11 protein-coding genes and 1 pseudogene are annotated in these 13640 nt (G+C 68.2%); 7 read left to right on the plus strand and 5 right to left on the minus strand.

Translation table 11 applies throughout. The features are described 5' to 3' along the window. Nucleotides 1-461: 461 nt before the first annotated feature. Entirely contained in the window at nt 462-884 is a 423-nt protein-coding gene (locus OHA84_RS00535) for a hypothetical protein (RefSeq protein ID WP_266975984.1), read from the minus strand. A 286-nt stretch (nt 885-1170) separates the two neighbouring features. Beyond that, nucleotides 1171-4029 carry a hypothetical protein gene (locus tag OHA84_RS00540; protein WP_266975985.1) on the minus strand — a complete coding sequence of 953 codons (2859 nt, stop codon included), beginning with the start codon at nt 4027-4029 and terminating at the stop codon, nt 1171-1173. Nucleotides 4030-4390: 361 nt separating this feature from the next. On the opposite strand from OHA84_RS00540, the gene OHA84_RS00545 reads away from it, so the two are divergent. Next, a complete protein-coding gene (locus OHA84_RS00545; RefSeq protein WP_323182085.1) occupies nt 4391-4834 on the plus strand; it encodes an HNH endonuclease in 444 nt (147 codons plus the stop codon). A 196-nt stretch (nt 4835-5030) separates the two neighbouring features. Here OHA84_RS00545 and OHA84_RS00550 read toward each other — a convergent pair whose 3' ends face one another. Continuing rightward, on the minus strand, nt 5031-5231 hold the full coding sequence (locus OHA84_RS00550; RefSeq protein ID WP_266975986.1) for a hypothetical protein: 201 nt from the start codon (nt 5229-5231) through the stop codon (nt 5031-5033). Between the two features lie 203 nt (nt 5232-5434). Here OHA84_RS00550 and OHA84_RS00555 point away from each other — a divergent pair. Further along, nucleotides 5435-5515: pseudogene (locus OHA84_RS00555) on the plus strand (hypothetical protein); the annotation flags it as partial. Between the two features lie 212 nt (nt 5516-5727). Continuing rightward, entirely contained in the window at nt 5728-7905 is a 2178-nt protein-coding gene (locus tag OHA84_RS00560) for a hypothetical protein (protein ID WP_266975988.1), read from the plus strand. 286 nt (nt 7906-8191) lie between these two features. On the opposite strand, the gene OHA84_RS00565 is transcribed toward OHA84_RS00560, so the two are convergent. Beyond that, the gene (locus OHA84_RS00565) at nt 8192-8797 is read right to left on the minus strand and encodes a hypothetical protein (RefSeq protein WP_266975990.1); all 606 of its coding nucleotides are present in this window, start codon (nt 8795-8797) and stop codon (nt 8192-8194) included. Nucleotides 8798-9467: 670 nt separating this feature from the next. On the opposite strand from OHA84_RS00565, the gene OHA84_RS00570 reads away from it, so the two are divergent. The 3 genes from OHA84_RS00570 to OHA84_RS00580 all read left to right on the plus strand — a co-directional run bounded on the left by OHA84_RS00570 (nt 9468) and on the right by OHA84_RS00580 (nt 12232). Further along, entirely contained in the window at nt 9468-9698 is a 231-nt protein-coding gene (locus OHA84_RS00570) for a hypothetical protein (protein ID WP_266975992.1), read from the plus strand. A gap of 167 nt (nt 9699-9865) precedes the next feature. Next, on the plus strand, nt 9866-11056 hold the full coding sequence (locus OHA84_RS00575) for a helix-turn-helix transcriptional regulator (RefSeq protein ID WP_266975994.1): 1191 nt from the start codon (nt 9866-9868) through the stop codon (nt 11054-11056). A gap of 138 nt (nt 11057-11194) precedes the next feature. Further along, entirely contained in the window at nt 11195-12232 is a 1038-nt protein-coding gene (locus tag OHA84_RS00580; RefSeq protein WP_266975996.1) for a hypothetical protein, read from the plus strand. 102 nt (nt 12233-12334) lie between these two features. On the opposite strand, the gene OHA84_RS00585 is transcribed toward OHA84_RS00580, so the two are convergent. Further along, nucleotides 12335-12598 carry a hypothetical protein gene (locus OHA84_RS00585; protein WP_266975998.1) on the minus strand — a complete coding sequence of 88 codons (264 nt, stop codon included), beginning with the start codon at nt 12596-12598 and terminating at the stop codon, nt 12335-12337. Between the two features lie 356 nt (nt 12599-12954). Here OHA84_RS00585 and OHA84_RS00590 point away from each other — a divergent pair, with 356 nt between their 5' ends. Further along, on the plus strand, nt 12955-13128 hold the full coding sequence (locus OHA84_RS00590) for a CsbD family protein (protein WP_078998760.1): 174 nt from the start codon (nt 12955-12957) through the stop codon (nt 13126-13128). Nucleotides 13129-13640: the final 512 nt, after the last annotated feature.

Here is a 13640-nt window from a genome sequence, read left to right on the forward strand (position 1 = left end):
CCTACGTCTTCCCCGCCCAGGCACCGGAGCGGCCAGCGGTCCCGGGCCGTCCCCCAAGTCAATCGGGTGCGGACTCGTCGCCGCCCTCGCCACGATCATCGTGCTCGCCGGATCCTGCGCCACCTCCAGCGTGGTCCGCAGAATGACCGCCAGAGGTGCGAAGAAGAAAGCTCCCAAAGCGACACAATCCCGGCGACTGCAAGGGGATGTCCCCCCGGCCAGTCCGGCCTCAGCGGATGGGACTGATCGAACACGTCCTCATCAGGATCCTTCGAGCGGATACGGACGGCGCATGCCGCCGACACCGTGGCCACTTTGTCCCCACGGCCCGCATCCGCAGTTCTGTATCCACAGCTCGTACTTGACCTCACGGCTGACGAGCGCAGCTCAGGGGTCCTGGATCAGCGGCCTGTACCCACGAAGGTGCTGCAGCTGCTCGAACCGCCTAGCGAAGAACCAGATCACGTCTGCTGGTTCCCATCACCAGTGATCGCCTCACCGATGGATCCGCCAGCAGCAACTCCGCGCTCCCCCGGCACGCCGGGTACCGTTGTCGTGGCACTCGGGCTGGGGCCTGCGGCCGGGGGCTGAGGTTCGGCAGGCGGACCCTGCTGACGGTTGTTGTCACCGGTTACTGCGCGCCTGATGCTGCCGCCGGCTTGCACCGATCGGGCCCCCGCGACGGCAACGCCAGTCGGCCGGTTCAACGTGTACATGGATACGGCAAGGGAAATCGCAGCGATCATGGCCCCGATGATGCTGGCCACGCGGTCAGCGGTGTCCAGATCCACCAGCACAACCGCAAGGATCAAGCCCACGACTGCGGCCGCCGACACCGCCGCGACCGCGATGTACACGCGTCGCATTACCCTTGAAACAGCCATCGGACTACTCCTCACGCACCTGACCCAGACACCACACGTGAACGATACGGCCCATGGGTCGATCCGTTCCGGGGAAGTTGAGACGGGCAGCACCAACGCCATGGGGTGGGATGAGCGAGCCCGCTCCGAGCACGGCGACGCGGCGTAAGTGAGTGAGCCGCGGCATCGTCCCGCACGACCGCCTGATGCCGTACGTGTTGCCGCGGCCTACCGGGTCCAAGACCAGCGGGTATCCACCTCCTTGCACGAGACCGACGCCCTTATTGGCCCGCGACGACAAGGTCCTTCAGGATGCTCTGGCGGCGGCGAGGGCCGCGTGTCGCACGCTGGCGCGGACATCGTCGGCGAGCCGCTCCAGCACTTCCGGTACCACCGGATCGACAGGTCCTTCCTTCTTTCGAAGCTCGGCGACCTCGGCCAATGTGCGGCGGACGGTGTGGTCATTGTCTTCAGCGAGTCGGCGGATCGTTCGGGGGTGCTGACTCGCGTGGGAAACGGCGAGGAAGGCACCGGCCTGACGGACGGTCCTGTTGTGGTGTGTGACCAGTAGCGCGGGGTCGACACTGAGCGCGATCTGCGGCGGCAGATACGCGAGAACGCGGGCTGCGTCACCGACGTCCGAGGGAACGTCGGTACGGAGCAATGCGACGGCGTTCTCCCGCACCCAATGGTGTTCCTCATCGAGTTCCGCGGCTCGATGCGCCAACTCCAGGGCCGGCCCACGCAAGGACGCCGTACCGAAGGAGATGCGCGCGGCGCTGAGTGGGTGAGGGGTGCCGGTCATTTCGCTGTCGAGATGACTTCCATCCTGCTCGCCCAGGACGAAGGGCTGCGCCTGACGGTAGATGGCTGATTTCTCGACCGGCGGCAAGTCTGTGATCAGGTTACAGAGGCCGGTCAGGGCGCTGCGTCGGGCGTCAGCGATCTCGCGCCTGTCCGAGGCTATTTCCATGAGTCTGGCGGCGCAGCGTCGGCGACTGGGTTCGTCGAGCTGGCAGACCAGAAGTGCGTCGTTCGCCAGCTGATCGCCGATGGTGGTGTTGTGCGGGTCGGGCGCGGGTCGGGACAGGATGCGGTTCAGGGCCTCCAGGGCGGCGGTCCGCACGGTGGGGTGGTCGGGGACCGCCTGGCTCAGGGCGAGGGCGGCCGGGTACTTGTTGTCGTCGGCGAGGTTGGCGAGGGCGGCGAGCCGCGTTTGGCAGGCTGCCTGCTCGGCTGCCGTCAGCGGGGATGATGGGGAGATGAGGATCTGAATCCACCGCCTCTCGCCGAGTGACTCCCAGGCGTCATATGAACCTTGCTCAGCTTCGTCGAGCAGCTTGGTGACGGCCTGGAGGGCGAGGCTCGGGTGCCGGTCCGCGATGGCGAACCAGGTTGCGCCTCGATGAGTCCGTTTTGAATCGACGAGGTCGGTGAGCACCTGACCGGCCTGCTCGGCCGTCCCCCGCGGGGCGAGGGTGCAGGCGCTCCTGAGGACTTGGTGCAGGAGGTGTCGGAGAGGCGAGTCAGCCAGGTCTCCGGACAGTAGCTGCTGAGCCATGTCGATGAGTTCACCGAGGAGAGCGGTGGCGGCATCGTCATCCAGGAGGTCTGCCTGTGCTTCCAGCTGTGCTGCTCGCGCCCGGGAGACCCGCCACGGCACGCCTTGGAGCGGCCCGAGAGGAAGCAGCGTGTCGCCGGAGGCGGCAGCGAGCTTCTTGGCTCGTTCCGCCTCTCCCGCTCGCTGGTAGTAGTCCGCCGCCAGCCCGGTCTCGGTGTTGTCCTGGTACAGGTCGGCAAGGAATCGCAGTGCTTCGAGTTCTCCTGTCCAGTCCCCTGTCACCACGGTGTCAACGAGCCAACGTTGCGCGGCGGTGATGGCTTCGCGAGGCTTTTCCCGCACAAGTGCGGACAGAGCCTGCTCACGGGGCTGGCGGGCCCGGACGAGAAGGCGACCCGTGCCAGTCGCACGGAGTGCCTGCGCGAGTCGATGCTCGTCGTCGATGTCGCCCGCCAACGGGCCGTACGAGACGTTGATGCTCCTGATGCTGTACAGCCAGTCCGCAGCGTCCTGTGTCAGGTCGGCTCGGATGCCCGCATCGACGGCATCGCGGTACGCCTCGACGGCGGCGTCGGCTTCCCCTTCTTCGGCGAGCCGGCGTCCCTCCCGTGCGAAGACCATCGCCGCGGGTCGGCCCGTCATGTGGTGACGGCGCGCCTGCTGGTGCAGTGCGCGTCGTGCGGAGGGGTCGTAGTGAGCGCGTATCAGGCGAAGCCGGAGCAGTATGTGGTCCGCGTCGTCGCCTCCGTTGTCCAGGGTATTGATGGCTTCCGATACGAGCGCGTCGAGTTCATGGACCGAGGCTGGGTTGAAGGCCAGTGCCTGTTCGGCGAGCAGGAGGATGAGTACGGGACGGTACTCGGGGTCCTGCTCGGCAGAAGTGCCTGAGAGGACCTCACGAAGGCTTTCCAAGTCGCCCAGCGGGTGGAGCAGGCTTTCTGCGGCGGCCTGCAGCAGTTTCGCGATCCGCTCTGCTCTGTCTGCTCGCGGTTCCCCGGCTTCGGTGCTCTTGAACGCCAGCCTCGGGATGTCTCTGGCCAAGGACCACGCTTGGTCGTGATCTCCGGCTCGCAGGGAAGCGACCGCGAGACTGCCTGCCATCTCCACGGCGGCGACGATGTGGCCAGCGGCTTGCAAGGCTGCCATCTGCTTGCGCTGCATCACGGCTGCGTGCCCGTGGAAACCGGTGGCATGGAGGCTGGAGGCAATTTCTCCATAGAGACGGGCGGCCTGCTCGGGGTCTGTCGACAGAACGGTGTCAGCCCTGCGGAGAAGGGGCGCGAGCACATGAGTGTTCAGCGGCCCGACGAGAATCAGCTCCGCCTGCTCCTGCCGATCAACACGGGACGGGAGCACGGTCGAGGACGTCCCGGCCGCCGCAGTCACGGAAGCGTGATAGTGGTACTCCGTCGTCGTGCTGATCTCGTGCTTGTCGCCGCTGACAACATCACCATCGACGGTCAACTGGTTCCCGTTTCCTGTGATGCCCACCCCCACCTCGGCACCCGCCGAGATCCCGCGATCCCCCGGAACCGGCGCACCAGTGGTCTTCCCGTCGCCCCTGCCGCTGTCCTCACCCCATGAGCGCGGCCACTTGCTGTTCATCGCTGAATTTTCCCCTACCCGCGATCATTTCGTCCACGACTGCGTCGCCGAGGCACCCCGTCCATCGGAGCCCACCGGCGCCGCTCTCGGACCTGATGCCGCAGGGTCCGGGGGTAGCCCCGGCAGGCGTGAGGGCGCAGGCTCGTTTCTGCAGTGAATCCGGGCGCCCGCACGAGTGAGTTGAACGCCGAGAACCTGTCGGGACTGGTGCCGGACCCGCTAGATCCATCTGTGTGATCAAGAACCTGATGCTGCGCGGTCTGCCCGCGCTCGCCCTCTGCGCCCTTCCCGTCCTCGCGGCTCCGGCCGCGCACTCCGCCCCCGCCGCCACGGCGGCGCCGGCGTAGCCGGTCCGTCCGGGGTGCGTGCTCCGCTGCCGCTGTTCGAGGCGATCGACCGGCTCCCCGTGGCCGTCGAGCACCGCGAGGGCTACAAGCGGGAGCTGTACAAGCACTGGAACAAGGGCCTCAATGCCGGGGACGGCTGTGACACCCGAAGGGAGGTCATCCTCGCCGAAGCCGTCGAGGCTCCTGCTGTCGCGGCTGGCTGCAAGCTGACCGGCGGTTCCTGGCGCTCCGCCTACGACAACGTCGTCGTGACGGACGCGGGCCGGCTCGACGTCGACCACTTCGTCCCCCTCGCCGAGGTCTACGACTCCGAGCAGGCGCCGTGGTCGGCGGCCCGGCGGGAGGCGTACGCGAACGACCAGAACAGCCCCGACACTCTGATCGCCGTATCCGCCGCCTCCAACAGGTCCAAGGCCGACAAGGACCCGGCGGAGTGGCTGCCGTCGGATGGCTCCTAGCACTGCACGTACGCAGCGACGTGGGTCGGCACGAAGCTCCGCTGGGACCTGGCCGTCGATGAAAACGAGCGCTTGGCGTTGCTCGGGCTCGCCGAGGACTGCCCCACCACGACCGTCGTCTACGAACCCGCCGCTTAGAAACGGCCATCAGCCGGCGACCGGCCCCCGCAGGTCGCCGGATGCCCGTGCGGCAGGTTCACGACAGGAGCTGAGCCAGGACGGTCGCGATGGCGGCACTGAGACCAAGCACCGCGGTAAACGTCGCTGCTGCCCGGGTCAGCGTGGCGGGGTATGTGGCTCCGTCGAGCCGCGCGAGCAAGCCTGCCGCAGCGGCAGCCATGAGCGCGAAGAGGAAGACGCAGGCGGCAGCAAGCAGGACGACGGTGAGCTGGTTCAAGGGGGACTCCCAGGTCGAAGAGGTGCGTTGACCTGACCAAAGTCCCGGAATAGGTGTTCGCCGTGGTTCGCCCGTACGAAGATGAACACCGGCGAACACGAGGGTGGGGCGCGGTGGCAGACATTGAGGCGGGCGACCGGAAGGAGGCGCTGGGCCGGCTTCGCGCAAGGCTGGCTGACGGCCGGGCGGCGGCCGGACTGAGCATGAAGCAGCTCGAAACTCGGTCAGGACTGGGACATACGACAACCTCGCGGGCTCTGAGCGTCAACGGTCCTATGCCGACTGCAGCGACAGTCGCTGCCTTGGCCAGGGCTCTGCGCCTGCCGGAGCAGGAGCTGCTGGCTCTGCACCGAATCGCAGCGGGTAGAGCACCAGCAGGGGCGGGGGCCTCGGGAGGCCGATCGGTGGCTGGGATCCCCACGACTTGGAGGTCCACCCGGCCGGAACCGGTTCGACCGCCACGGATGCGAGCCGGAGTCAGGTTCTTTCGGGGTATGTGCCGCGCGCCCACGATCAGGTCCTCGCCGACGTCGTCCGCGAAGCAGCGGGCGGCGGAAGTCGGATGCTCGTCCTGGTCGGGTCGTCCTCCACGGGCAAGACTCGCGCCTGTTGGGAAGCGGTCCAACCCCTCGACGCGCACGGCTGGCGTCTGTGGCATCCCTTCGATCCGACCCGCGCAGACGCTGCCCTCGAAGGCCTCCACCAGGTCAGCCCGCGCACGGTGGTCTGGCTCAACGAGGCCCAGAACTACTTCGACGACTCACGATCAGGCGAACGGATCGCCGCGGCGCTGCACACGCTGCTCACCGATCCCGGCCGCGGTCCGGTCCTGGTCCTGGGCACCCTGTGGAACGAGTTCGCCGACAAGTACGCGGCCCTGCCCATCCCCGGCCTGCCAGACCTGCACAGTCGCGTCCGCGAGATCCTCGCGGGGCGCATCCTCGCGGTTCCCGACACCTTCGACGAGGAAGCCTTGTCCGTCACGGCGGCCCTCGCCCAGGGCGGCGATGCACTTCTGGAGGACGCTCTGGGCCGAGCCAAGGCTCACGGGCGTCTCGCCCAGGAACTCGCCGGGGCAACCGAGTTGCAGCGCCGGTACGACAACGGCACTCCCGCGGTCCGGGCGCTGCTGGAGGCCGCGATGGACGCCCGGCGTCTGGGTGTCGGGCTCCGCCTCCCCCAGAGCTTCCTCACCGAAGCGGCGGTCGACTACCTCAGCGATCACGACTACGACCGCCTCGGTGACGATTGGCCCGCGCACGCTTACACGGAGCTCGCCCGAAGCGTCCACGGACATCAACCCCCGCTCTACGAAAGCGCCCTCAGGCCGGTGCGTCGTCCGGACAGCGCCGCTCCCGACACAGCAACCGCTCCTGGACTCACTGCTCCGGCAGGGCCGCTGATGCGGCTCGCCGACTACCTCGAACAGCACGGACGTCTCGCGCGCGGCTCGCTCTGTCCGCCGGCCTCGTTCTGGGCCGCGGCCAACATCTTCCTCACCCGACCCGAGGACCTGAGGAACCTCGCCGTGGCCGCAGAACAGCGGCACCGCCTGCAATGGGCCGATGCCCTGCGCGGGAAGGCGGCCCGTTCCGGAGACACCACCGCCTTGATGGAGATGGCTCAATGCCTGCGGCGGGCTCGTGACTGGGAGGGCGCGGAGCGGCTGGCGCTCCGCGCCGCGGAGGCCGGCGAAGTGCATGCCTGGACGCTCGCTTCCTGGATCCGAGAGGAAGCCGGAGACCTTGCCGGGGCTCTGCATTTCATGCGGTGTGCCGCTGAGGCCGGAGCCGCGATGGCATGGTCGCATCTGGCGACCTTGCAGGAACGGGTGGGTGACCGACAGGGCGCCGAGAAATCAGCGCGGATCGCGGAAGCTCACGACGTTGGTATCTGGTCGTCCCTGGCGACCTACAGAGGGATCGTCGGCGACTGGGAGGGCGCGGAAGAGTACGCGCGGCGATCCACTGACGCCGGATACCCCATGGCCTGGTCCGGGTTGGTCTTCTTGTGCCAGGGACTGGGACAGCTTGAGCAGGCGGAGCGGTTCGCGCGCCTTGGCGCGGAGGCCGGAGAGTTCGGCTCCTGGGCCCTGCTTGCTCAGTTGCAGGCCGCGGCCGGAGACATTACAGGTGCGGAAGACTCCATGCAGCGCTCCGCCGGGCTTGGCAACCTGGCCGCACACAGCTCACTGACCGCGCTGAGGCACGAAGCCGGCGACTTGCCGGGCGCGCAAGCCGCCGCCCAGCAGTCCGCCGACCTCGGCATGCCGGACGCCTGGCTCAGCCTGGCACTCCTGCGGGCGCGGGCCGGCGATCGGGACGCGGTCGAGGACTGTGCCAGACGACTCGAAGAGAGCGAACACCCCGATGCCTGGGGCGCCCTGATTCGGCTGTGGCAGATGACAGGCGACCCCGAGAAGGCGGAGGCAGCCGCACGGAAGGCCGCCGGTGCCGGCCACCTTGACGCCCGCATACACCTGGTCCGGCTCCGACACGCGGCCGGCGACATGGAAGGCGCGCTGCGTCAGGCGCGCCACCTCGCCGACTCCGGCCACGCCGCAACCCTCACCGAGCAACCCGTCTCGGTCAACGAACTGTGGCCGAACGGACTGGACGCCGACGGGACACCCACACCACCGTGGCAACCGTGCCAAGTGACCTTCGACGAATAACACGCGAAGCGGCCCAGGAGCTGTCAGTTCGGTCGGACGGAACAGTTCAGGAATCGGAGACCCGGGACGGCATCGCCGAACCCCGGCTCGACCAGGTCCCACCTCCAGCAGGTCAGAAGAGGGCCACGGCGGTCGCGGGAGAATCCATTCACACCGTCGTGCCTATGTCGGCCTGACCGTCGCCGTCGGCAGCGGTGAGGCGGCCGGGTCGCTCCCGCTCCGGGATCAAGGGACAACAGCCCGTCGGGGCGCGCGCACTCGGACCACTCGCCGCAGGCGCGAGTGGTCAGCCGTAGTGGTTCCAGCCGCCGTAGCGGGCCAGGAGGGATCGGGAGTCGTCGATGTTCAATCCCAGGGCGGCGGCCACCTTCTCCGGGTCCTGTCCTCGGGCGTCGTGGGCAGGACCGTGGGCAGTGCGTGCGGCGATGAGTTCCAGAGTGCGGGCAGCTTTGAGGGCGGCGGTCGGTGCGTCCTGGCCTAGGCGGTCGATCGCGTCGGCGACGTCATGGAGGAGGGTCTCCAGGTCGGCGGGTAGGGGGACGGTGGTGGCGGCGACGGCTGTGATGTGCCCCTCCCAGTCGTCCTGGCACTCCCCGACTGTCTCCCAGCCGTGCTCTCGGAAGGGGAGATCGCCGGCATTCGTCCAGTCCACGGTGTGGGGCTCGCCCCGCCAGCCGCACGAGCACTCCCCCCGCAGCGTGTGCGCCTGCGGGCGCTGCGGGTAGGTGCCGCCGTCGTAGACGGACCAGTGGCGGACCTCCCAACCGAAGCCGCCGGAGTTCGAGTCGAAGTACACCGGCTTGGGACTGCTCCCATCGTCCAGGAGCGTCCCGACCCGACCCTCGTGCGACCTGCCGTACTCCTCCGATGTCCAGATCTCGTCCTTCTCCACCGCGCCTCCCACACACCGTGCTCTGGGCGGGATCTCCCGCCTCTCGTCAGACGATCTCGCACCCAGAACGCAGCCGGGGGGAATCAGCCGAATCGCCCTCACGAAGAGGGCCGCTTCGCTACGGCGACGTGAACGACACCCAGGCAAGCACCCTGGGCTGCGATCGGATCCACAAGGCTCGGCTGTATTCGAGGCCGCATTCGACCACGGAGATCGACTGACCGCTTCGGGCCCGGGAAATCAACGGCGTGCACAACGCCCTGCCCGGCCTCCCGGACACCCGGGCTGTGCTGCCCGCCTGCCCGGTACCGGCTCTATGAACGCGCCGGTATGACGGCGCATCATGGCTGAGCAGTGAAGGTCTCGGTTTGTGCGGAGTCGGGATGAAATCGATCACCAGTGACCGAATGAGGTTTATTCGGATGTTCGACTCAACACTTTGTCTGCCCGGGTGCTGCACCTTGTGATTTCTCGATCTCGCAATGGCGGTGCGTCATAGTCCGGGGGCTAATGTCGGCATGCGGCCGCCCCCTGACGGGCTCTCACACCATCACCAGGGGGTGGCCGTTTCCACCGTGTTCGAACGTCAGGAGCGACCTTGTCCTTCATTCGATTCTCCGCCCCGCGCACTGAGGCGCTGAGCAGCGGTTTCGACCGTAACATGCCCCCCTTGGCGGGTATCCAGTCCTATGCGGGCGTTGACAGGTGTGTCAACGTGCAGCTGATTCCCTTCATCGCGGTGGTGGTGCTGGGGATCGTGCTGATTCGCGAGCCGCAGCAGGCTGCCGCGGGCGTTCTGGTTCTGCCCGTTCTGGCGGCGGCCGGGCGGCGTTCCACGTGGTTTCGCAGGCGTGTAGCAGGCCGGCGGCACGTATGGCCGGCTGTGCCCGGCGCCGTCTGACCATGCATCTGAGCGCCCCGTCCATCGTTCTCCGGGAGTGGTGGACGGGCCGTTTCTTCATTTCTTCCTCGGCCTGGCCGGTACTGATCGCCGGGCCACGCTGACGAAACCCTCGCGTGCTCGCGCGCTTTTGGCGTGAGCGCAGCCAGCACCCCATTCGAGGACTGATGCCGGAAACCGCCGCCCTGCTGATCTGTGCCTACTGCAAGGAGAAGTTCTCCCGCCCGAAGCCGTCGGGCCGGCCCCCGACGTACTGCTCGAAGGACTGCCGCTCCGCTGCCTACCGCAACCGTCATCTCTCGGCGCCCCAGCGCTCCGACTACCACGACCAGGAGGTCGTGCGTATCGCCGAGGCGCTGCGCACGAAGGCGAATCGTGCCCTCCACCTCAGCCACCACCCCTACGTCGTGCGTCCCCTGGATCTGGTCAAGGAGGTGGTGCGGCTGGAGCGGGAGATCGCCGACCTCAAGGCCGTCGCCGTTCGTCAGGCCCACGAGTACGGGGCCGGTTGGGAGGACATCGGCAAGGCGCTGTCGATGGCGCCCGGGCATGCCCGGGACTCCTTCGCGAGCGACAAGGTCGCGAAGGTCGTGGGCTGGCGCGCCGAACGTGGCTCCGGCCCCCATGCCCGCGGCGACGGCCGCACGGCCACCACGGCCCGCGCCCGGATGCGCGGTGTCACTCTTCCCACCCCGGCCAACGCGTCCCTTCCGGGCCACCCCGGCTATCAGCTCGCCGTCGCCCTGACACACCTGCATCGCACCTCCGCGCTCTCCGGACGCGGCCTCGCGGGCGAGTTGGGCATCTCCCCGTCGCTGCTGTCACGGATCATGCTGGGCAAGCGGACCCCGAAGTGGCCCGTCGTCCAGCGATTCGCAGAACTGTGCAAGGCCAGCCCCGACGATCTGCTCCCCCTGTGGGAGAAGGCACAAGGCATCCAGGTGTCTCCCCCACCCCGCCTCGAAGACCACGCGAAGACCGCCCGGGCGCTGCAGAACGGACTGCGTGGCATGTGGCTCGCCGCGGCGGCGCCGGAACCCGACAGCCTGTGCCGCGGCAGCAGCAGCTTCACCCCCGCACAGATCACCGCCGCCCTGGAATCCACCGAACCCGCCGACCACCTGGCCGACTGGCAGTTCGTCGCCCGCCTCGCCCTCGCCCTCCGCGGAAGCCCCGAGGACCTGCGAGCCCTGTGGCTCCACATGCACGCCGTCCGCACCACACACAACATCCCCCACCCGGCCGCCGACGAGGCAGAAACCCGTGCACCGGACATCCCGGATCCTGCCGCGCAGCCTGACAAGACTCCTGAGAACCACGACCTGACCGTGGGGCAGAGGAAGCAGCCGCCTCTGTAGGCGTTCGCGTGATAGTGCACAGGGCGGTACGTGGATACCTGCACACCGCGGGTGTGCAACGCAGGCTCCCAGTGGCTGTCCGACAGCTGAACCATCCGCCTGCGGATGGCTTGCCGGGTGGTCGTAGACTCGCGCGCCATGGAAGAGATGTTCGAGCTGGGGACCATCAGTTGCCCGTCCGGCACCCTGGTGCTCATTGACGGTGGTCACCTGGGGCTGTGGAGCGGGGAGCAGTCGCCGGCGGACGTCGATCCGGCTTCCCTGGGTATCGAAGACGCTGTAATGGCCGCCGACGTCGCGGGCGCCATTGACTTCGTGGTCACCGGACCGGACGCCTCGGAAGCCGTTCGGAGCTTTGACCACCAGCCAGGCTCCAGGCTCCATGACATCCCGGCCTCGAAAGCCGCCTCATTCGCGGCGACTTTCGATGGACACTGCCGATCTGTCGGCCTTGACGCCCGGCTGGAGGCCCTGCCGTCTCGGGAGGCGCATGCCCAAAGGGCCCGCCGGACAGGCGAAGAGGGTGGTGGCAGCTTTCTGATGTTCGGGGTGTCCGTCGTCGCGGTAGGTGGCGTACCCCGAGGTCGGAACCTGCCCGTGCTGGCTACACGGGTCGACCCCGGCGATGGTGTCGGAGAACGCTGGTCCGAGATCTCGATCCGGATGGGTGAAGGCCGGGCGACGTCCTCGGTTTCCTTGGGCGACATCGGCGTGGACTGGGCACGTGTCCTCTTCGGCGATGTCGACGCGCTGAGCCTGTGGCAGCACGATGAGTCGGCCGACGGCTTGGCCGACGTTGCGTTCTGGGGTGCGGCGGCAGACGAAGCGGCCGCGACGTTTGCCGCACCCGAACTCGGCGAGCTCGGCGAGGACGGGGTTCGCGGGTGGACTGGCCTGCCCGTCTCGGAGGCAACGCACAGAGCACGCGCTCTGTTGAGATGGAAGAACGAGACGGGACGACGCATGGCGGTGGACTTCCGACCGCACTCCCATCACTGGCAGATCATGCGCGAAGTACGTGCTTCGCATGTCGAGGCCGGATCCGTGCAACTCGGTGATGCCCGAGTGCTGTGCGCAATGACGAGCTGGGGCGATGGCTTCTTTCCGGTGATCGCCGATCTGGATGCGTCGGGTGGCCTCCTCGCAGTGAGAGTGTGCTTCTCCGACGCGCCCTGAACAGCCGGCCCCGAGCGCGCGGGATGGACCTGTCAGGCCGTACCTCGCTGGGCTTCCTGCGTACGCCGACAGCCACACCGTCAGGCCTCCGCGTGCGAGTGATCAGGGGGTGTCGCCGCGCCACAGGAACAGACCCTCGACATCACCCGCGACGGGTGCGTAGAACGCCCGGCCACCCGGCCCGTACAGGCCCTTGTCGGTGATCAGCAACGCGCCCTCGACCCGGTCCGCGCCAGACCAGCCGGTGACATCGAGGAGCAGGCCGTCCAGGGGCCCGCCCAAGAGTTCCGCGTACACGTGATCGGGCCGCGGAGCCGGCTCCTCGCCGCTGCCGTCTGAACTGCCGTACACCCGTCGCACATCCATCGCGTCCACCCCGCCGGCCTGCCCGCACGCCCACCCCGCCACCCGCCGAACGCGGGAGACACAGCGCCCTTCGTGCCCTTCACACAAGGCGAGTACCGCAGGAATCCGCAGAGTTGCATGGTCAGCGCCGTCGCGCACGGCGGCCACCCTCCCACCCGAGCGGTGACGGCTTACAAGGCCGGATGGGTGTCCAGGCTCCGGGGCCCGAGCCGTGGGCCGGCCGCACCACTGCCGCAGCGGCCGGCCCCGGCAGACGGGCGGTGCGAGAAGTCGGTCGGGACGGTGGGGGTTTACGGGCGGCGTTCGGGAGCAGGGGGACGGTCACGACCAATCCGGTACGTCACGAGGAGGTCCCGATGTCGGGCACGGAGAAGAGCAAGGCGCACGTCGAGCAGGCCAAGGGCAAGGTCAAGGAAGGCGTCGGGCGCGCCGTCGGCAACCAGCGCATGACCGCCGAGGGCCACGCCGACCAGGCCAAGGGCAACGCCCGCCAGGCCAAGGAAGACGTCAAGGACACCTTCCGCCACTAACCCCGCGCACGGCATACCCGTTGCGCCCCGCTGAGCCCCGACCCATCTCCCCCAGGTCGGGGCCCAGACACGTTCACCCGTCAACCTCAAACGCACCCTCGAACCCGACCACCCACCCCCACACCCTTGACAGCCGTCCCGGCTCGCCGATACCGACCGACGTGTAGTGGGCGGCCCAGTCACACGAGATGCATCTCACGTTGCAGCTGGGATTGCTGCAAGCGAGCAGCCAGGTTCCCGCGCAGGGGAGTACCTGTCTGCGGGTCGGCGGAGCCTTACGCGACGGAGTTCAGGCGTCATTCCCTGGGCGGCTGCACGGACTTATCGCCCGCCGCTTCCTGGGCGCGTGCAGCGTCCACCGTGCACCAGAGTGGGCTGGCTCTCCCTCGAAGCGGGCCCGCCCCGAACCGAGCCCGGTTCAGCACATTGAGATGTTTGGTTCCAGTTGGCGTGAGTTCCAGCTCACGCCAGCAGCCGAAGAGAGAATGCTTCGAAAGCCAGCTGCCCGGCGC

The sequence above is a fragment of the Streptomyces sp. NBC_00513 genome (genome assembly GCF_041431415.1).
In the GTDB taxonomy this organism is placed as follows: Bacteria; Actinomycetota; Actinomycetes; order Streptomycetales; family Streptomycetaceae; genus Streptomyces.

Coding starts and splice junctions, on each gene's coding strand:
- OHA84_RS00535 (WP_266975984.1), bottom strand. CDS start 884: ATGGCTGTTTCAAGGGTAATGCGACGCGTGTACATCGCGGTCGCGGCG.
- OHA84_RS00540 (WP_266975985.1), bottom strand. CDS start 4,029: ATGAACAGCAAGTGGCCGCGCTCATGGGGTGAGGACAGCGGCAGGGGC.
- OHA84_RS00575 (WP_266975994.1), top strand. CDS start 9,866: ATGCCGGAAACCGCCGCCCTGCTGATCTGTGCCTACTGCAAGGAGAAG.
- OHA84_RS00580 (WP_266975996.1), top strand. CDS start 11,195: ATGGAAGAGATGTTCGAGCTGGGGACCATCAGTTGCCCGTCCGGCACC.
- OHA84_RS00585 (WP_266975998.1), bottom strand. CDS start 12,598: ATGGATGTGCGACGGGTGTACGGCAGTTCAGACGGCAGCGGCGAGGAG.
- OHA84_RS00590 (WP_078998760.1), top strand. CDS start 12,955: ATGTCGGGCACGGAGAAGAGCAAGGCGCACGTCGAGCAGGCCAAGGGC.